Source organism: Lysinibacillus sp. FN11, assembly GCF_024628845.1.
GTDB lineage: Bacteria > Bacillota > Bacilli > Bacillales_A > Planococcaceae > Lysinibacillus > Lysinibacillus capsici.
The window spans coordinates 2607306-2627601 of the sequence record NZ_CP102383.1 but is presented as its reverse complement, the minus strand read 5'-3'; the positions used below and the strand labels follow the sequence as shown (position 1 = coordinate 2627601).

17 protein-coding genes and 1 pseudogene are annotated in these 20296 nt (G+C 37.7%); 10 read left to right on the top strand and 8 right to left on the bottom strand.

Annotated elements, in window-relative coordinates:
• Window positions 1-33 precede the first annotated feature (33 nt).
• Together NP781_RS14060 and NP781_RS14055 are read left to right on the top strand one after the other, a co-directional pair.
• Window positions 34-1575 (top strand): ATP-binding protein, encoded by a 1542-nt coding sequence (locus tag NP781_RS14060; protein ID WP_221680416.1) that lies wholly within the window; start codon window positions 34-36, stop codon window positions 1573-1575.
• Window positions 1576-1593: 18 nt separating this feature from the next.
• A complete protein-coding gene (locus NP781_RS14055) occupies window positions 1594-2295 on the top strand; it encodes a response regulator (RefSeq protein WP_257520189.1) in 702 nt (233 codons plus the stop codon).
• A gap of 46 nt (window positions 2296-2341) precedes the next feature.
• On the opposite strand, the gene NP781_RS14050 is transcribed toward NP781_RS14055, so the two are convergent.
• The 4 genes from NP781_RS14050 to NP781_RS14035 form a co-directional block, all read right to left on the bottom strand.
• Window positions 2342-3310: a 4-hydroxy-3-methylbut-2-enyl diphosphate reductase gene (locus NP781_RS14050; protein ID WP_004227216.1), complete on the bottom strand. Its 969-nt coding sequence runs from the start codon at window positions 3308-3310 to the stop codon at window positions 2342-2344.
• A 76-nt stretch (window positions 3311-3386) separates the two neighbouring features.
• Window positions 3387-3881 (bottom strand): VrrA/YqfQ family protein, encoded by a 495-nt coding sequence (vrrA, locus tag NP781_RS14045; RefSeq protein WP_004227219.1) that lies wholly within the window; start codon window positions 3879-3881, stop codon window positions 3387-3389.
• A 165-nt stretch (window positions 3882-4046) separates the two neighbouring features.
• Entirely contained in the window at window positions 4047-4754 is a 708-nt protein-coding gene (locus NP781_RS14040) for a response regulator transcription factor (protein WP_257520188.1), read from the bottom strand.
• Window positions 4747-7452: a sensor histidine kinase gene (locus NP781_RS14035; RefSeq protein ID WP_257520187.1), complete on the bottom strand. Its 2706-nt coding sequence runs from the start codon at window positions 7450-7452 to the stop codon at window positions 4747-4749. Before NP781_RS14035 ends, NP781_RS14040 begins: the two co-directional genes overlap by 8 nt.
• A 373-nt stretch (window positions 7453-7825) precedes the next feature.
• Between NP781_RS14035 and kdpA the strand changes: the two genes are divergently transcribed.
• The 3 genes and pseudogenes from kdpA to kdpC all read left to right on the top strand — a co-directional run bounded on the left by kdpA (window position 7826) and on the right by kdpC (window position 12254).
• Window positions 7826-9520, top strand: coding sequence for a potassium-transporting ATPase subunit KdpA (gene kdpA / locus NP781_RS14030; RefSeq protein WP_257520186.1), 1695 nt, complete (start codon window positions 7826-7828; stop codon window positions 9518-9520).
• A gap of 15 nt (window positions 9521-9535) precedes the next feature.
• Window positions 9536-11598: pseudogene (gene kdpB / locus NP781_RS14025) on the top strand (potassium-transporting ATPase subunit KdpB).
• A gap of 11 nt (window positions 11599-11609) precedes the next feature.
• Window positions 11610-12254: a potassium-transporting ATPase subunit KdpC gene (gene kdpC / locus NP781_RS14020; protein ID WP_257520185.1), complete on the top strand. Its 645-nt coding sequence runs from the start codon at window positions 11610-11612 to the stop codon at window positions 12252-12254.
• A gap of 50 nt (window positions 12255-12304) precedes the next feature.
• Here the strand turns inward: kdpC and NP781_RS14015 are convergent, their stop codons facing one another.
• Complete coding sequence (locus tag NP781_RS14015; RefSeq protein ID WP_257520184.1) at window positions 12305-13360, bottom strand: 2,3-butanediol dehydrogenase; 1056 nt, start codon at window positions 13358-13360, stop codon at window positions 12305-12307.
• A 293-nt stretch (window positions 13361-13653) separates the two neighbouring features.
• On the opposite strand from NP781_RS14015, the gene NP781_RS14010 reads away from it, so the two are divergent.
• Together NP781_RS14010 and NP781_RS14005 are read left to right on the top strand one after the other, a co-directional pair.
• Window positions 13654-14955, top strand: a complete 1302-nt coding sequence (locus tag NP781_RS14010) for a DEAD/DEAH box helicase (protein WP_004227232.1) — start codon at window positions 13654-13656, stop codon at window positions 14953-14955.
• 12 nt (window positions 14956-14967) lie between these two features.
• Window positions 14968-15861 (top strand): deoxyribonuclease IV, encoded by an 894-nt coding sequence (locus NP781_RS14005; protein ID WP_221680096.1) that lies wholly within the window; start codon window positions 14968-14970, stop codon window positions 15859-15861.
• A 40-nt stretch (window positions 15862-15901) separates the two neighbouring features.
• Here NP781_RS14005 and NP781_RS14000 read toward each other — a convergent pair whose 3' ends face one another.
• Window positions 15902-16138, bottom strand: a complete 237-nt coding sequence (locus NP781_RS14000) for a Nif11 family protein (RefSeq protein ID WP_004227236.1) — start codon at window positions 16136-16138, stop codon at window positions 15902-15904.
• Window positions 16139-16303: 165 nt separating this feature from the next.
• Between NP781_RS14000 and NP781_RS13995 the strand changes: the two genes are divergently transcribed.
• From NP781_RS13995 to NP781_RS13985, 3 genes are read left to right on the top strand one after another with little or no spacing between them, the layout of a single operon-like run.
• The gene (locus tag NP781_RS13995) at window positions 16304-17050 is read left to right on the top strand and encodes a metal ABC transporter ATP-binding protein (protein ID WP_257520183.1); all 747 of its coding nucleotides are present in this window, start codon (window positions 16304-16306) and stop codon (window positions 17048-17050) included.
• A gap of 13 nt (window positions 17051-17063) precedes the next feature.
• Entirely contained in the window at window positions 17064-17927 is an 864-nt protein-coding gene (locus NP781_RS13990; RefSeq protein WP_221680098.1) for a metal ABC transporter permease, read from the top strand.
• Window positions 17924-18352: a Fur family transcriptional regulator gene (locus NP781_RS13985; protein ID WP_004227247.1), complete on the top strand. Its 429-nt coding sequence runs from the start codon at window positions 17924-17926 to the stop codon at window positions 18350-18352. The genes NP781_RS13990 and NP781_RS13985 overlap by 4 nt, the downstream gene beginning before the upstream one ends.
• Window positions 18353-18414: 62 nt before the next feature.
• Here the strand turns inward: NP781_RS13985 and NP781_RS13980 are convergent, their stop codons facing one another.
• Both NP781_RS13980 and serC read right to left on the bottom strand, forming a co-directional pair.
• Window positions 18415-18774 (bottom strand): hypothetical protein, encoded by a 360-nt coding sequence (locus NP781_RS13980; RefSeq protein ID WP_004227250.1) that lies wholly within the window; start codon window positions 18772-18774, stop codon window positions 18415-18417.
• Window positions 18775-19052: 278 nt separating this feature from the next.
• A complete protein-coding gene (gene serC / locus NP781_RS13975; protein ID WP_257520182.1) occupies window positions 19053-20141 on the bottom strand; it encodes a 3-phosphoserine/phosphohydroxythreonine transaminase in 1089 nt (362 codons plus the stop codon).
• Window positions 20142-20296 lie beyond the last annotated feature (155 nt).

Here is a 20296-nt window from a genome sequence, read left to right as displayed (position 1 = left end):
AGAAAAATTATGTCTCTGACTTTTTTTATTCTCATGCTTTCCTTTAGCATTGGCGGTACTTTTTTGTTAGGTTTTGTCATGAATGAGCAAAAGACTAAACTAAGTGATCAAGCACTCCTTGTAGCAAAAACCGTCTCACAGCTTCCTGAAATAAAAACATATATTGCTAGTGAAAATTACTATGATGCCGTACAGCATATTAATCCTGTTGTAGAAGAAATCCGTGATATCAATGGGGCAAAATATATTGTTGTTCTTGATATGCAACGACGAAAATATTCTCATCCTAATAGCCAGGAACTTGGTCGAATATCACAATCTGGCGATTTAAACGCTGCTTTTTCAGAGCACTACTATACGTCGATTGCACGTGGGGAACATGGTAATATGGTTCGTGCGTTTGTTCCGATTATGAATCATGAAGGACAACAAATAGGTGTTACGGTAGTAGGGTACAGTGTTCTTACGGTAGTGGAGTTACTGCAAACAATGCAAACCGAACTAATGATTACTGTTCTATTATCGTTACTATTTAGTGCATGGGGAGCACGAACATTGGGGCTTCATATGAAAAAACAAATGTTTGGGTTAGAGCCGCATGAAATTGCCAAAATGTATGTAGAACGTACAGAAACGTTTAATGCCATGCACGAAGGTATCATTGCTATCGATAATGATTTGACCATTACGATTTTTAATGAAAAAGCCTGTGATATCTTAGGCGTTTATGAAAAACCCTCTAAATTGATAGGACAGAAAATCTTTCATGTCTTGCCAGACACACGACTTCCTGAAATTTTAGAGCTGGATCAGCCGTTATTTAATCGTGAGCTGTATATTAATAATCATAGTATTATGAGTAATCGAATTCCGATACAGGTTAATGGCGAAACTGTTGGGGCAGTAGCCATGTTTAAAGACCGTACGGAAGTGAAAAAGCTTGCAGAAGAATTAACAGGCGTTAGAGCATTTGTCCAAGCCCTTCGTGTACAAACACATGAACATAAAAATAAACTGCATACGATAGCCGGTCTTTTACAGCTAGGTCATCATGAACAGGCACTTTCTTACTTAACACAAGTGAAGGAAGAGCATGATGAAATCACTAATTTTTTAAACGAACGAATAAAAAATGAAAATATTTCTGGGCTATTGCTCAGTAAAATTTCCTACGCGAAGGAACAAGGAATTCGATTGGAAATTGACCGTGAAAGCCGATTAACATCATTTCCAGCTAATTTGGATCATCATGATTTCGTCATTCTCTTTGGTAATTTGATAGAAAATGCATTTGATGCATTAAAGGATGTACAGGTCGAGGAGAAGGTGATTCATGTTTCTGTGGATGAAGATGATGACGTATTAGCCATATTAGTAACTGATAATGGTGTTGGCATGACGGAAGAGGTCAAGCAGCACATTTTTGATAATGGTTATTCTACAAAAGAGAAAAACTACCGTGGAATAGGGTTATTTTTAATAAAGGAAATCGTCGAAAAAGGACAGGGTGACATCGAAGTCATCACTGAGCCTAACAAAGGAACAAGTTTTTTAATCACCTTTTATTATTCTTAATGGGATGGAGGGCTAGCAGTGGCACAGATCAGAGTATTATTAATTGAGGATGATCCAATGGTACGAGAGGTAAATCGTCAATTTATTGAAAAGGTAGAGCATTTTCAAGTGGTTGGACAGGCACCTAATGGATTAGAAGGTATTACGCAAATTTGTCTTCTGAAGCCTGATTTAGTTTTTATGGATATTTTTATGCCAGAGCAAGATGGTATTACAAGCTTACGCAAAATACGTGAGCTCGATCTACCAGTAGATGTTATTACCGTGACGGCTGCAAATGATATGGAGACAGTGAAACAGATACTACATCTAGGTGTTTTTGATTATATTATGAAGCCCTTTTCTTTTGAACGTGTTAAAGGGACACTTGACAATTATTTACGCTTTAAAAAGCAAACTCAAACAGAACGTGAGCTCACACAGGGAGAATTAGATCAGTTATTTCATTATCGTGATGGACAAACCATGGTGGATCAATCTGTTACATTGAAATCCGAGAAAAATCTCCCAAAAGGTTTTAATCGTACAACACTTGAAAAGGTTGTGCACTTTTTACAATCGGTGGATGGTGCTTCAGCAGAAGAAGTAGCCAGTGGAATTGGCATTGCCCGCGTAACAGCTAGAAGATATTTAGATTATCTTGAAAAACAAGAGGAAATTACAATGGATGTCCATTATGGTGGCATTGGGCGTCCTATAAACTATTACTTTAGTAAATAAAGAAAATCCTGATTGTCATTATGCAATCAGGATTTTTTGCGAGTAATTAATAAGGCATGATTTTATCAACAGGTGTTGCTGTCTTAATCTTTGGCAGAATTTTATCTAGTGTCACTGTACGCTTAATCTCGTGTGTAGATGGATCATTTTCATCAAATTGATCAAGGAAGTTAATAACCTCTTTTACAATTGGCGTTGGCGTAGAAGCACCTGCTGTTACAGCAACGATGTTGATACCTTTTAACCATTCTACTTTTAGCTCTGAAACATCTGCAATGCGATAGGATGGTGTTCCTGCAATTTCTACAGAAACTTGTGTTAAGCGGTTCGAGTTATTGGATTTAGGATCACCAACAACAATAAGTAAATCCGCTTCACCTGCTTGCTGAGCAACAGCCTCTTGACGGACTTGTGTAGCTAAACAGATCTCTTTGTGTACCTCAATATGTGGGAATTTTTCTTTTAAACTATCCATTAAATGGGCGACATCCCATTGGCTCATTGTCGTTTGATTTGTGACAAGTAATTTATCATTCGTTAATTGTAAAGCATCAATATCGTTAGAAGACTGTACTAAGTGGACATGATCCGGGGCAACGCCAATAGCACCCTCTGGTTCGGGATGTCCTTTTTTACCAATATAAATAATGTCATAGCCTTCTGCTGATTTTTCACGAATTAAATCGTGTGTAACTGTTACATCAGGACATGTAGCATCAATGGACACTAAGCCTTTTCGCTTCGCAATCTCACGAATTTCCGGTGAAACACCATGTGCTGTAAAAATGACAGTACCTGTTTCAACTTGTTCAATAATTTCTAGGCGGTTATCACCATCTAACGTGATGATACCATCCTCTTCAAACGCATCTGTGACGTGTTTATTATGCACAATCATCCCTAAGATGTAGATAGGTCTTGGTAATGTTTTATCAAGTGCGGCGTTACGAGCGATCACCATCGCATCCACAACACCGTAGCAATAGCCACGTGGATTAATTTTTAATACTTGCATGGTGGTTGTGACTCCTTTCAAGCTTACCTATCTACATTATAACGGACAGTGACAGTGAATACAAAGAAACGTTCATTTACATTGGTGGTTGGAAAATACGTGGTTTAGATGGAAGTGGCTCGGGAGGCGTAAATGATGCACTTTGCCTAGATGACCGTCTACTTCCAGCAGCCTTACTATCGCTTCCTGCTGCTTCAGTTGCTCCACCGCCAGCGGAAGGAAGTCCTTGGAATCCTTTATACAATTTTAAGAGTGATGGAATATTTTTCACCATCGGCATAGCTTGTTGGATATAAGGAGTATAGGTTTTGGCTGTATTAAATAAACTATTGGCTTGCTGTAAAAATGAACCGACTTTCGAAGCTTCTTGCACAGGTGGCATCGGCATTTGCCCTCCAAATGAACCTATTCCATTAGCCATTGGAAAGCCGCCTGGAATTCGTGGTTGAACAGGGAAGCCTCCAGGCGGGAAAAAGGACTGTGGCGACATCTGTGGAGGTGTTTGCATGGGCATGGGCATTCTCATGCCACCCGGATACATTGGGTATGGATAAGGTGGTCGAAATACCATAATGATCTCCTTTCTACTTGTTTTTCATTGATGACATACCTGACTATAGCTATGATATGCAAAGGCTAATAGGAGGGTTCGATAAAGCTAAATAAAATCAAATGTAATATGGAATTTGTAAAGTAAAGTAGAAGGCCAAATACAACTAGACCTTAGGTTCCAAATTCATTCATCTTCTTCATGATAGCGAAGCATTCGATAGCCTATCCGTACATGTGTCTGAATAAGTTTGGGCTGTGCTGGATTAACTTCTATTTTTTTTCGAAGTGTAGCCATAAATACTCGTAAACTTGGAACATCTGATTGAAGAGCATTTTGCCAGATTTCCTTTAAAATATAATTATGTGTTAGAACTTTTCCAACATTTTTGGATAAAACAATTAAAAGTTTATATTCAATCGGCGTTACATGTATTTCTTTTCCATTTACAAATACTGTTTGATCAACATAATTAATTTGAAGATAACCATTTGTGAAAATGGGATTCTCTTTTTCAAGTGGTTGTTCATAGGCCATTCTTCTTAAGGCAACCCGAATTCTTGCTAATAATTCTTCCACACTAAATGGTTTAGTTACATAATCATCTGCACCTGCATCCAAAGCATTAATTTTATCATGTTCTTCTCCACGAGCACTTACGACGATAATTGGTGTTTGATTCCAACTTCTAATTTTTGTGATTAGTTCTACGCCATCTATGTCTGGTAGACCTAAATCTAAAATAAAAACGTCAGGTTTTATGGTAAGAGCCTTTTGAAGTGCACTACTACCATCACGTGCAATGTCGTATTCATAATGGTTTGTCGCTAATGTCATTTTAATTAAATTGGCAATTGCTACATCGTCCTCTATTACAAGAATTCGTTTACTCATCAAATTTCATTACTCCTTTTTTCAGTGAAAAGTTAAAAATCGTTCCTTGAGGTTTATTATCTGAAACGTTTATGCTGCTACCATGTAATTTTAAAATTGTTTGACAGAGTGCCAAGCCTAAACCAAGACCTCGTCTACTATCGCTGCGCTGTACTTTTCCAGTTGTAAATGGCTCAAACAAGCTACTTTTTAAAGCGTCATCGATTCCAGGCCCATTATCAGAAATACTAAAACTTACGAACCCATCAGATTCTTTCACTATAATAGTAATGGCACTGCCTGGTGGGGTGTAAGTCAATGCATTATCGATGATATTAATGAAAACTTGTATGATTAATCGAGCATCCATTACAGCAAATAAAAACTCAGGTTTAATTTCATAAGATATTTTATGTGTATTGTTGTGACGAACAACATGGGAAAGTGCCTCTTGAATAATATCTTCTACTAGTTCAATTTGCATTTCTAACGCAAATTGCCCATCCTCTAACTTAGATACAGCTAGTAAATTTTCAACCATTTGTACAAGCCATTTTGAATTTTTATAAATATCTTCATATAATTTATTTTTTTCAATCTCTGGTATTAGTGGTGCATTGTTGAGTAATATATCTGCATTTCCAGAGATAGCAGTGAGTGGTGTCCTAAGGTCATGAGAGATTGCACGTAAAAGGTTAGCTCGCATCTGTTCCATTTCAGCTTCTCGCGCTACTTCCTCATTAAGTTTCTGTAAATACCATTTATCCAAGGCGAATGAAAAATCATTAATAATGGCGTGCAAAATATTGCGCTCAAATGCAGGCAATGGGGAGACTTTAGATAGGGCAATACCTATAACACCCTTCACATCTCCGTTAGAGATTACAGGTATATAATAAGCGTTCACTTCAGGAAATATGTCTGTGGATACACCTGCTACATGCCTATTATTTGTCACCCAACTAACAACACCACATTCATTTGGATTATCGAAAAGTACAGCTATTTTTTGATTTTCACTACTAGACATTGTTTCAGTACGAAAGAAAGAGGATTTCTCAATTACCTGGTTATTTATTTCGAAAAATTGTACAGGCTTTTCTACTAATTTAACAATTTGAGACATGCCTTCAACTATTATTTCTTCCATAGACTTAGCATGTTGAAGCCTACGATTTGTTTCAAGGAGTACCTCCATTCGATAAGATTTACGAATGGCTATAATGGTTTGCTCCTTTATCTTCTTTGTTAAGCTACTCGTAATTACTCCGGAAATAAACATGATAAAAAATGTCATTGGATAGTCACGATGATAAGCATCAAATGAAAATCGAGGCTCTGTAAAAAAGTAATTAAAAAGTAAAACAGCAATAATGGAGTTAATAATACTCATCATCGACCCTGTTGACCAAATAGCAAGGATGAGGACCCCTAAAATGTAAATTGTAATGATGTTTGACTCGCTTATACCAATTGTATATAGATATAAGCCGACAACTGATATGAAGCAAAATACGATAAACATTTTGAACAAATCAAGCCATTCAAATGATAATTTATTACTGATACTTGGAAAATAAAATGGTTCATTTTCTTGATCTGGTACGATGTGTAGAGCTAAGTTCGGAACAAATTCATTCAGGCGGTCACTTATTTTTGTGCTAGGTCGCCACCATTTTTTCCTCATACTTGTTCGTCCGATAACAAGTTTTGTGACCCCGCTAATTTGAGCATAATTAGCAAGGGCTGCTGCTACGTCGTCTTCTTGAACAATGACGACATGGCCGCCAAGCTGTTCAACAAGTTTAATGTGTTGTTGTAATCGTTCAGAATTTGCACTATTTCCTTCATTCTCCTGCAGGTTTTGCACATAAAGAGCAGTAAATTTACCGTGTAATGCTTGTGCAAGTCTTGCAGTGGTTCTAATAACTTTTGCATTTGTAGGAGAACTACTGATACCAACTAGTAGGTGTTCTTCTATTTGTACAGGGTGTTTGACAGATTCTTGGTTGTTTAGTTGTTTATAGTTAATTGTATCCGCTGCTCTACGTAATGCGATTTCTCGTAATGACACTAAATTTTTTTTGCGGAAAAAAGAATGCAGTGCTTTTTCCGCTTGTTGCTTTGCATAAACTTTCCCTTCTTGTAGGCGTTGTATTAGCTCATCTGGTTCAATGTCTACGACTTTTATTTGAGATGCTTGATCAATTAAGTAATCAGGGATACGCTCTCGTACTTTAATATCAGTAATTTCTTCTACTAAGTCATGAAGGCTTTCAATATGTTGAATATTTACAGTTGTATAAACATGAATCCCCTTTGAAAGTAGTTCTTCAACATCTCCAAAACGCTTCTTGTGCCGCATTGTTGGAACATTGGAATGTGCCAATTCATCGATAAGAACAATTTCTGGCTTGCGCTGCAATACGGCATCAATATCTAATTCATAAAAAGCTTTGCCTCTATAGGTTATTTTTTTCGTAGGAATTTGCTCAAGCCCTTCTAGTAAAGCTAACGTATCTGGACGAGGATGTGGTTCTACATAGCCAACCACCACATCTTTACCTAATTTTTGAGCTTGATGTGCGGCATCTAACATTGCGTACGTTTTACCTACTCCAGCAGCATAACCGAGAAAGATTTTTAAATTCCCTACAAATTGTTGCTCCTGTTGAAGTCTTGCTAAAAACATCTCAGGAGTTGGACGTGTATTTTCCATCCTCGTTCACCTCATTTGTATTATAGCGTTAACTTCCATTAAGAAAGTATAAAGATTTTGCCTCTTTATGCTTTCTTAATAGAAAAGTAGATTTCCTAACACTACATTAATTTGAAAGTGAGTATGATGAAAACAACCTGAATGAAGGAGGGGGATTATATTGATGGACTTTTATATGGTTGTATTGCTACTGATAAGCTTTGGAAGTCTTTTGTCATTAACCACATGGTGCTTCAAACTAGTAGATGAGCAATAAGGAGGAAATAGAAATGTGGATTTTTATTGGAATTGTACTTGTGTTCTTGTTTGGTTATCTAGGGCATGCATTACTTTGTCCTGAAAATTATTAAAGGCTGTTAGGAGGTAATGCACTATGTGGCAAATAGCCATCGTATTAATTATTTATTTACCGCTCGTTATCTTAACGGGGCATTATCTATATCGGGTAACATTACACCAAAAAACTTGGCTTGATCCTATTCTAGACAAAGTTGACGCAGTCATTTATAAATTGTGTGGCATTAAACAAGTAGATATGAATGGTAAAGAATATGTACTTTCATTAATACTTTCAAATGCATTTATGGTTTTTATTGGATATATTTTGTTGCGCATTCAAGCTTTACTGTTTTTAAATCCAAATAATATTAGCAGTATGGAAGCTACACTTTCATTTAACACGATCATTTCTTTTATGACGAATACAAACCTTCAACATTATAGTGGTGAATCTGGACTCAGCTATTTATCACAGATGCTAGTCATTATCTTCATGATGTTTACATCTGCAGCTACGGGTTATGCAGCTTGTATGGCATTCTGTCGTCGTCTTGTTGCAAAAACAGATACTATTGGGAATTTCTTTATTGATTTTGTTCGTGTTATTACGCGTATTTTAATGCCTATCTCCATCGTTGTTGCCATTATCTTAGTATCTCAAGGGACACCACAAACCTTAAGTGCAAATAAAACAGTACAAACGATCGAAGGAAAATTACAAGATATTGCACTTGGACCTGTCGCTTCTCTAGAATCAATTAAGCATGTAGGTACGAATGGTGGGGGCTTTAACGGAGCCAATTCAACAACACCTTTTGAAAATCCAACCGTTCTCTCAAATGTAGTGGAGATGTTATCGATGATGCTATTGCCGGGCGCTTGTGTAGTTGCCTTTAGTTTGATGATCGCTTATAGAAAAAAGAAAACTATTTTTGGAAAACAAGGTTTAGCTATTTTTGCAGCAATGAGTATATTGTTTCTACTCGGATTAGTGACTGTGTACATAGCAGAGAAGGCTGGTAATCCAATGATAAGTGAACTCGGTATAACACAGGAGCTAGGGAGCATGGAAGGGAAAGAAATGCGTTTTGGAGTAGTACAATCAGCATTATTTACCACTGTCACTACCGCGTTCACAACAGGATCTGTTAACAATATGCACGATACATTGACGCCTCTTGGTGGTCTAGTGCCGATGTTTAATATGATGCTAAATGTTGTGTTTGGTGGTAAAGGGGTCGGCCTGATGAACATGATGATGTATGTTCTACTAACAATTTTTATTGCCTGTTTAATGATTGGGCGATCTCCTCAGTTTTTAGGTAAAAAGATTGAAGAGAAAGAAATGAAGTTAATTGCACTATGCATTTTGATTCATCCGGCTATTATTTTGCTATTTTCAGCACTAGCAGTTGTAACACCAACAGGATTAGCAGGAATAACGAATCCAGGTGCACACGGATTATCACAGGTTTTATATGAGTTTGCTTCGGCCTCTGCCAACAACGGCTCAGGGTTTGAAGGGTTAGCAGATAATTCCACATTTTGGAACGTAACAACAGGACTTGCCATGTTCTTTGGACGATATTTAACCATAATCATTCAACTGGCGATTGCGTCTCTACTTGCCAAAAAGTTTTGGCACAGTGATTCAATAGGAACATTAAAAACGGATAATACTACTTTCACTTTTTTACTTGTGGCTATCGTTTTAATGATTGGTGCGCTAACATTTTTACCAGCTTTAGCACTTGGTCCAATTACAGAGCATTTACAACTTTATTCTTAATGGAGGAGAGAGCATATGGAAACAGTAAAAAAGAGTTTTTTGACAAGTAAGATGCTGAAAAATGCCATGATAGATGCTTTAAAGAAGTTTAGTCCCACTTATATGCTAAAAAACCCTGTTATGTTTGTTGTAGAAGTAGGATTTTTGTTTGTGCTGCTATTAGTTCTTTTTCCAAATATGTTTGGGAGTGTAGTAGAAGAACACGCTCGATTATACAATGGAATAGTTGCTATCCTACTTTTTGTTACAATTCTATTTGCTAATTTTGCAGAGTCAATTGCAGAAGGAAGAGGTAAAGCACAAGTTCAAACTTTAAAAAAAACAAAGACAGTGACACAGGCTCGTGTTTTGCTTCATGATGGTACGGAAATCTTTAAACAGGCCCATGACCTAAAAAAAGGAGATATCGTATTAGTTCAAGCTGGAGAGGTAATTCCAAATGATGGAGAAGTCATTGATGGCATTGCAACTGTGGATGAATCAGCAATAACAGGTGAATCTGCCCCTGTTGTAAAAGAACGAGGTGGAGATTTTTCATCCGTTACGGGTGGTACAACGGTTACGAGTGATTGGTTGATGATTGAAATTACTTCATTGCCTGGTGAATCATTTCTGGATAAAATGATTACGCTAATTGAAGGGGCTAGCCGTAAGAAAACACCAAATGAAATAGCCCTTAATACACTTCTAGTAAGTTTAACAATTATCTTTCTGTTAGTGGTAGTGTCCCTCTATCCAATGACTATTTATTTGAATGTGCCAATTTCTATCGCAACATTAATAGCACTTACAGTTTGTTTAATTCCTACGACGATTGGTGGATTATTATCCGCAATTGGTATTGCTGGTATGGATAGGGTAACACAATTTAACGTCATCGCAATGTCTGGAAGAGCGGTGGAAGCCTGCGGAGATGTGGATACATTAATCTTAGATAAGACTGGCACGATAACATATGGCAATCGAATGGCAGCTGAGTTTCTACCAGTAAAAGGAGTTGTCAGGGAAGAGTTAATGCAAGCTGCATGGCTTAGTTCTCTAACAGATGATACACCTGAGGGAAAATCTATCTTAACGCTTGCTTGCGAATTAGGGGTGAATACGGACGGTGAAAAAAACATTATCCAAACAAGTAAACATATTCCCTTTACTGCACAAACACGAATGAGTGGCTTGGATAGGGTGGATGGCACAAAAATTCGAAAAGGTGCCTACGATACAATAAAAAGAGAGAGTTTGAAGGCAGGGTACAGTATTCCTTCAAATTTAGAGTTGCTGGTTCAACAAGTATCTACAGTAGGGGGACGCCTCTGGTCGTAGCACTGAATGATAAGATTTTAGGCGTTATTTATCTTAAGGATATTGTCAAGGCTGGACTAAAGGAACGTTTTGAACAGCTTCGTGAAATGGGAATTAAAACCATTATGTGTACAGGAGATAATCCACTTACTGCAGCAGCCATTGCAAAGGAAGCTGGGGTAGATAGCTTTATCGCAGAAAGCAAACCTGAGGATAAGATTCAAGTCATTAAGGATGAACAGGCACAAGGGAAGGTAGTAGCAATGACTGGTGATGGTACAAATGATGCACCAGCGTTAGCGCAGGCCAATGTTGGTCTTGCAATGAATTCAGGTACAAATGCAGCAAAAGAAGCAGCTAACATGGTTGATTTAGATTCAAATCCAACTAAAATTATTGAAATTGTAGAGATAGGGAAGCAGCTTTTGATGACACGTGGCGCTTTAACAACATTTAGTATCGCTAACGATATAGCAAAATATTTTGCCATCATACCTGCTATGTTGATGGTGGCTGTACCTGAGATGAGCGCATTAAACATAATGAAACTTAATTCGTCAACAAGTGCGATTATTTCTGCCTTAATTTTTAATGCAGTCATTATTCCCTTGTTAATTCCAATTGCAATAAAGGGTGTAACGTATAAACCTATGAGTGCTTCAAAACTTTTGAATAAAAATTTATTAGTCTATGGTTTAGGTGGTATTATAGCCCCTTTTATTGGGATTAAGTTAATTGACATACTAGTTGGTCCACTTTGCCGTAGTTTTGGGCTATAGGAGGAAGGTACATGCGGAAACTATTTGTGAACTTAAAGCAAGCAATTCTTATTACTATAACAATGTTTATACTGTGTGGGCTAATCTACCCGTTTGCGGTGACTGCTTTAGCTCAAGGATTACTTCATCATCAAGCAAATGGTAGTTTACTAGAAATCAATGGTAAAGCTGTTGGTTCAGAACTGATCGGTCAATCCTTTTCAGCACCATCATATTTCTGGGGACGTGTTTCAGCCATTCATTATAATGTTTATACTGAGGATGATACGGTACCAGACAAAAATGGTCAGTTAAATTATAGTGGAGTGACCTCTGGAACTTTTAACTATGCACCATCTAATCCAGAATTGAAGAAGCGAATTGAAGCAGATATCAAGAAGTTTCTACTAGCAAACCCAACAGTAAAACGCCAAGATATACCTGCAGATTTAATGACCGCTTCTGGCTCAGGGCTGGATCCACATATTAGTGTGAAGGCTGCAAACATTCAAGTGAAGCGCATTGCCCTAGCAAGCGGTCTTTCAGAAGATGAGATTGAAAAAATCATTGAAGAAAATACGGAGAAACGAACACTAGGGATCTTTGGAGAAAATAAAGTGAACGTTCTAATGGCAAATTTAACAATCATGAAAAAAATGGATAATAAACAACAATAATAACCATAAAATCAGGTAGAGAAATGCTTGGTTCTCTACCTGATCGTATTTTATGCTTGAGAATTTACAAGAATTTTAATATGATTACGTTCCTTCATTAATGCCTCAAAGCCTTCTGTTACCACTTCATCAAGAGCAATTCGTTTCGTTACAAGCTTGTCTGCAGGGAAGTAACCTTGTGTCATCAGCTCCATTACGGCTGGGAAGATATCGCGGTAGGCAATAATTCCTTTGACTGTTCGCTCTGATAGAACGATATTGTTCGGTTGGATAGCAGCTGTAGACTCCCAAATCGATACGATGATTGTTTCACCTTCAAAAGTTGTGGAGTCAATAGCTTGTTGTAATACCACAGGAACGCCCGTTACTTCAAAGGCAACATCTACACCACCATTTGTTAATTCATGTAGACGCACAACGGCATCTTCATCTTTAGGGTTAATGACGGCTGTTGCACCAAGTTCTAAAGCTTTCGCGGCACGCTCTGCTGAAAGCTCTACAGCATAAATTTCTGCTGCGCCCGCTGCACGTAATGCTTCAATGACAAGAAGCCCAATTGGTCCTGTTCCAAAGACGGCAGCTTTGTCACCGGCTTTTAATTTACTTTGACGCACGGCATGTAAAGCGACTGCTGCTGGTTCTACAAGTGCTCCTTGCTCATAAGAAAGCCCTTCTGGCATTTTGTGAACCATTTTTTCATCTACCATTGTATATTCGGAGAATCCTCCGCCACCGCCTGAAAGACCATGGAAACCTAAATGTTTACAAATATTATATTTACCTTTTTTACAGGCAGCACATTCGCCACATGCAAGGATTGGTTCTACTACTACAGGATCACCAATTTTAACAGATGTAACACCATCGCCAATTTCAACTACTTCACCTGAAAATTCATGTCCCATTACAATAGGTGCTATGTCTTTACTTACATAGTGAGGTTGCTCCACTGGAATAAAGATTGGCCCAGCTGCGTATTCATGTAAATCACTGCCACAAATCCCTGTCCAATGTACTTTGATTTTTACTTTTCCAGGTGCGATGACTGGTTCTTCAATGTTTTCTACACGGATGTCTTTTGCTTTATACCATCTTGCTGCTTTCATAATCTACCAACCTCCCATAATATCTTACAGCTCTATTATAACATGTGGGGAATCTGCTAATCATTAGTTCCCTATAAATTGACATAAAATTTACATATTACAAGCGTTTTCGAACATTGTTACAGCGCTTTTTTGATTGCATATTCTGCGTATTTCAAGTACCTTTGATAAGGGCTTTGTTACGGTGATAATAAAACATTAAAAATATGTTTATGCTAGTAAGAAATAGAACGTAAATATACCTTAAAGTTCGAATCATGGTACAATGAAAAAGATGTTAGGAGGAACGAATGATGTCAAAATATACTGATTATAATTTTCAGCCATTTTTGCAGGACGCCATTGCAAATCTTGGCTTTACAGAACCGACACCAATTCAAAAAGAAATTATTCCGCTTTTATTAAAAGGGAAAAGTGCTATTGGACAGGCACATACAGGAACAGGGAAAACACATAGTTTTTTAATTCCAATTGTTCAACGTATTGATGTAGAAAAACAGGAAGTACAGGCCGTTATTACTTCTCCTACACGAGAGTTAGCACAGCAAATTTTTGATGCATTAAATCAATTAATAGAAGGAACTGCTATTCAAGCAAAACTATTTATTGGGGGTACGGACAAACAACGCTCTATTGATAAATTAAAAACACAGCCACAAATTGTTGTTGGAACACCAGGACGTATTCGTGACCTTGTTTCAGCACAAGCGTTATTTGTGCATACAGCACCAATTTTAGTTGTCGATGAAGCGGATCTAGCTTTTGATATGGGCTTCATTGAAGAGATTGATGGATTTGCTTCACAGATGCCAGAAAAGCTTGAAATGTATGTTTTTTCTGCAACAATTCCAGAAAAACTTCAACCATTTTTAAAGAAATATATGGAAGCCCCAGTGCATGTCCATATGAATGATAAACGACCAGTGGCAGAAGGCATCGATTTTGTCCTTGTACCAGTGCGTTCAAAATCGCGTAATAAACGTTTATTAGAAGTCATTGAGGGCATTAATCCCTTTTTAGCTGTTATCTTTACCAACACACGTAAGACAGCAGAACACGTTGCTGGCTACTTAAATGAGCATGGTATCCGTTGTGGCCAAATTCACGGTGATTTAAGTCCACGTGATCGTAAAAAAATGATGAAGCAAATCCGTGATCTTGACTACCAATACATTGTAGCAACTGACTTAGCTGCTCGTGGTATTGATATCCAAGGCATTTCTCATGTTATTAACTACGAGATTCCAGAGGACTTAGAATTCTTTATTCACCGTGTTGGTCGAACAGCGCGTGCAGGCAATAAAGGGACAGCCATTACTTTATTTGAGCCATCAGACGAGGATGCAGTAGTTCGCGTAGAAAAAATGGGCATTCCTTTTGTGCAAAAAGATGTAAAAGATGGCGAATGGTCAGAGTTAAAAGAGCGTCATGCACGTAAAAACCGTGTGAAGCAAGAGAATGAAATTGATGTGAAAGCAAAATCGTTGGTACGTAAGCCCAAAAAGGTAAAACCTGGCTATAAACGTAATATGAAGTGGGAAATGGAAAAAATTAAAAAACGTGAACGTCGCTTAAAGGCACGCGGTAAAAAATAAGGGGGCTTTTACATGTTACTTGGCTCACATGTTTCGATGAGCGGTAAAGAAATGCTACTCGGGTCTAGTAAAGAGGCACTGTCATACGGAGCCAATACATTTATGATTTATACTGGAGCACCGCAAAATACACGTCGCAAAGCCATTGCTGACTTGAACATTATGAATGGACTCCTGCATATGAAAGAGCATGGGATGACCAATATTGTTGTACATGCACCTTACATTATTAATATTGGCAATACGGAAAAACCAGAAACATTCCGTCTCGGTGTAGATTTTCTACAATCGGAAATTGAACGTACTGCGGCACTGGAGGCAACGCAAATTGTTTTACACCCTGGTGCCCATGTAGGTGCTGGTGCTGATGCTGGTATTGCTAAAATCATTGAAGGTTTAAATGAGGTACTATCTCAGGACTATCCCGTTCAAATTGCATTAGAAACCATGGCAGGGAAGGGGACAGAATGTGGGCGTTCCTTTGAAGAACTTGCTAAAATTATTGATGGTGTAACGAATAACGAGCGACTTTCAGTATGCTTTGATACTTGTCATACACATGATGCTGGCTATAATATCGTGGAAGATTTTGATGGTGTATTAAACGAATTTGATAAAATTATAGGCGTGGAACGCATTAAAGTATTGCATATCAATGACTCCAAAAATGTGCGCGGTGCAGGTAAGGATCGTCACGAAAATATTGGCTTTGGTCATATTGGCTTTGATGCCCTCAACTATGTAGTACACCATCCACAATTAATGGATGTTCCTAAAATTTTAGAAACACCCTTTGTCCCTCTCAAGAGTGACGCTAAATCTAAGGTAGCTCCGTATAAAGTGGAAATTGATATGTTACGAAACGGTACTTTTAAGCCTGAACATATTGAAGCTTTAAAAGGCTAAAAGCAATAACCCGAAATCAGGCTAGTTCTGATTTCGGGCTTTATTTTGTAAACAAGGCGATGAGTTGACGAGAGCGCTTTCTTCCTAAAACGGCCTCCACTTCAACAAGAATATCTTTAGGAATACCTAAAAATAGCCAAGAAAATGAGAATTGCTCCAAATAAGGTCGAAGTTTTTTTACTTCAGAAGTCGTAATGCTAAAGCCTTCTTCACGAGCAATCGCGACAATTTCCTTATCCGTGCTTTGTGCTAATTGCTGTAAAAATTGAATACTCAAAGTCAATCCTCCTTTATCTTATTTATTTTCACGAAATCATTTACACACTTGCAATCAGCTGTTCGAAAAAGCATCCATCCTCTTTTCTTTACAAAAACTGCACTTTCCTTTATACTTACAATTTGTAAATCGTAATGATTTTGAATTAGAAAGAAGCGATCATGCATGAAGACAACACTAATTGACATTGAAAATGTGTCATTTCAATATGACTATACGCAAGTTTTAAAAAACATTTCTTTTCGTGTAGAAGAGGGAGATTTTTTAGCACTACTCGGCCCAAATGGTTCGGGAAAATCAACACTACTAAAAATAATTTTAGGTTTGCTGAAACCTTTATCCGGAGAAATAAAATTATTTGGTGAACCAAGTGCAAATTTTAAGCACCGTGAATGGATTGGCTATGTCTCGCAAAAATCCAATGCCTTTAATTCTGGGTTCCCGGCAACTGTGCAAGAGGTCGTGAAAAGTGGATTAACGAAAAAATTAGGGCTTTTTAAAAGACCTGGCCGAGATGCCAAAGACAAAGTACAAGAAGCTTTAAAGGCAGTTGGCATGGATGCTTATATGAATCGCAACATTGGAGAGCTATCTGGTGGACAACAACAACGTGTTTTTATTGCAAGAGCTTTAGTCAGTGATCCCAAACTGCTCATTTTAGATGAGCCAACTGTCGGCATTGATCACGAGAATGTGCAGTCATTTTATGATATGCTGTCGAAATTAAATCGGGAACAAGGAATTACGATGATTCTTGTCACACACGATGTCGATACGGTATCGAATCGTATCAGCCATGTAGCATGTTTGAATCAAACTATTCACTTCCACGGCTATAAAAATGAATTTGATAATATTTCTCAGGATGCGCTAGACGCTTGGTATGGCCATTCCGTGAGAAAGATTCACTAGAAGGAGCAGGCACATGATTGAAGCAATTTTACATTATGAATTTTTACAAAATGCCTTTTTCTCTGGATTATTAATTGGCATACTAGCGCCACTGCTGGGTGTGTTTATTGTTGTACGTAGGCTATCCTTGATTGCGGATGCTTTGTCGCATGTAACACTCGCAGGAATTGCTGGGAGCTTATACATTAGTCAATCGGTAACAGCCTTTGCAATGCTCAATCCTATTTATCTAGGAATACTAGCCTCTGTGAGTGGCTCTGTCTTGATTGAGCGTTTAAGACGTTTGTATAAGCACTATGAGGAGCTTGCCATTCCAATCATCATGTCAGGTGGTATTGGAATTAGCGCCATCTTTATTTCACTTGCCAGTGGTTTTAGCACAGATTTAATGAGTTATTTATTCGGCTCGGTCTCTGCTGTATCTCGTCAAGACTTATGGGTAGTGATTGGCATTGCTGCCATTGTGATTGTCTTTTTGTTTTTATTTTTTAAAGAATTATTTGTTTTGTCTTTTGATGAGGAATATGCAAAAGCTAGCGGACTTCCGGCTCGTTGGGTTCATCTTTTATTTATGATTGTGACAGCACTTGTCATTGCGGCAAGTATGCGAATAGTTGGTATTTTACTTGTATCATCTCTAATGACATTGCCTGTTGCAGCCGCAATGCGCTTAGCAAAGGGCTTTAAGCAAACCATCATTTTTGCAATTGTTTTTGGAGAAACAGCTGTACTAATTGGCCTAATTAGCGCATTTTATATGGATTTAGCGCCAGGAGGCACGATTGTTGTCACTTCTATTCTGATTTTGTTACTTGTAATCCTAGGGAAGAAAGTAGCATTTAAAATGGCTGCAAAGCAGGGGGAGGTAGCGCAATGAATATTTCAAGAGCGTGGGAAATATTAAAGGAAAATGGCTATAAAAAAACAGATAAACGGGAGTTAATATTAGATATGTTTGCAGCAACAGATAAATATCTAACAGCCCGTGATTTATTGGATGTTTTAAAAAAAGATTTTCCGGGAATGAGTTTTGATACCATTTATCGTAACCTTGCTACTTTTGTGAAACTTGGAATATTAGAAGAAACAGAGCTATCAGGGGAACGTAATTTCCGTATGCACTGTGAATCTGCGCATCATCACCATCATTTTATCTGTATGGACTGTGGCAACGTCAAAGAGCTTAATCTTTGTCCAATGGAAATGTTAGGTGAAAAATTGCCTGATTATGAAATTGAAAATCATAAGTTTGAAATATATGGTAAATGTCCTGATTGTAAGCATGAAACTCTGTCACATTAAATGTGACAGAGTTTTTTCTATGTAAGAAGAGGGTGCCTATAGAAGGCTACCCTCTAAAAGGATTAAGCTACTGCCACTCGACGAATCGCAACAATTTTATTGCAATCTACGATTAAAGGAGAAGCAGCTGCTGCACCTGGCTCAAGGAAGTATGCACAGCAATTTCTTGGATCGAAGGAAATGAAAGTCACACCTAAGAAGCTAATACCTCCAGATAAGAAGATATCTAGTGTAGTAGCTAGCTCTAATTTTCTTAATTGGTGACAAATACAGCCTCTACAGTTGCTGCTCATTCTTGGTGTACATTTTTCCTCTTTTTGACAAGGACATTTTTCAACTTTACGTTGACAGCATTTTTCCTCTTTTTTAGGACATTTACAGCCTTGCCAGTTCATATGTGACATGTATCTTTTATCTTCCATTGTCTAGACCTCCCTTCCTCTATTTTCGTAAAGGTAACCCTTACAGTAATAATCTATGTTTGGTGCATAGCTAGAGGCTGGCGATATGTCCGATAGGCAGCTTAAAAATCTATATTTTTCTCAAAAACTTTTGCAATGTGTAAAGCCCTAAGCTGAAATATTGCTATAAACATCTAATCAAGCTAATTGTATGGGGATAGATTTCTTATTTCCTTCTACAAGCGCGAAAAAAGATGAGTCTTTACATTTCTGTAAAGATTCATCTTTTAAATAGAAGTTTATTGATGTTTTTGTTGGAAATCTACCATGAAATCTCGTAAAGCTTCACATGCCTCAAGGGGCACTGCATTATAAGTGGAAGCACGACAACCACCTACTGAACGATGTCCATTTAGCCCAACAAAACCTGCTGCCTTTGCCTCGGCAAGGAATTGTTTTTCCAGCTCCTCATCTGCAACACGGAATGTAATGTTCATTAAAGAACGGCTTTCAGGTGTGGCATGGCCTTTATAGAAACCATTACTATTGTCAATGGCATCATAAATGACTTTTGCCTTTAATTCATTATGTTTTTCAACTTCTGCTACGCCGCCTTTAGCTTCAACCCATTTTAACACCTCGCCTAGCATATAGATCCCAAATGTTGGAGGTGTATTATAAAGTGAATTACTATCGGCATGTGTTGTATACTTTAGCATCGTTGGAATATTTTTATTGGCTTTTTCAAGTAAATCTTTGCGAATAATTACGACCGTTACACCTGAAGGACCAAGGTTTTTTTGAGCACCAGCATAGATGATTCCGAACTTTTCAATATCAACTGGTTTAGATAGGATGTCACTTGACATATCTGCCACTAATGGAACATTTCCTGTATCAGGGTAGTTTTTCCATTGCGTACCATATATCGTATTATTAGATGTGATGTGAACATATGCATCATCTTCATTGAATTGAACATCTTCTAAAGCAGGAATATTGCGGTATTGGTTTTCTTTTGTGCTTGCAGCTTCAACAGGTATCCCAAATAATTTAGCTTCCTTAAAAGCTTTCTCAGACCATGAGCCTGATAATACATAGCTAGCTTTTTGCTCAGTTGTTAAGAAGTTCATGGGCACCATTGTAAACTGAAGGCTTGCTCCACCCTGTAAGAATAGTACCTCATAGTTTTCTGGAATAGCATAAAGTTTTTTTAATAAAGTAATGGCTTCGTTATGTACTTCATCAAAAATGGCACTTCGGTGACTCATTTCCATAATGGACATACCTGAATCACGGAAGTTTACTAATTGCTGTTGAGCATTTTCTAATACTTCTTGTGGTAGAGCAGATGGACCTGCGTTGAAATTGTATGCACGTTGTGTCAAAGTGGTACACTCCTTGTTTGGTTAATAACAGAACTTTACTGGATTATAACCTAATTTTCAAGAGAAAAAATAAAATTCTTAATATTTGAGCAGAATGGCGACAGGCTCGCAACAAAATGTACACATTTAAGCAGGTATTTTTCATTAAAAACGAA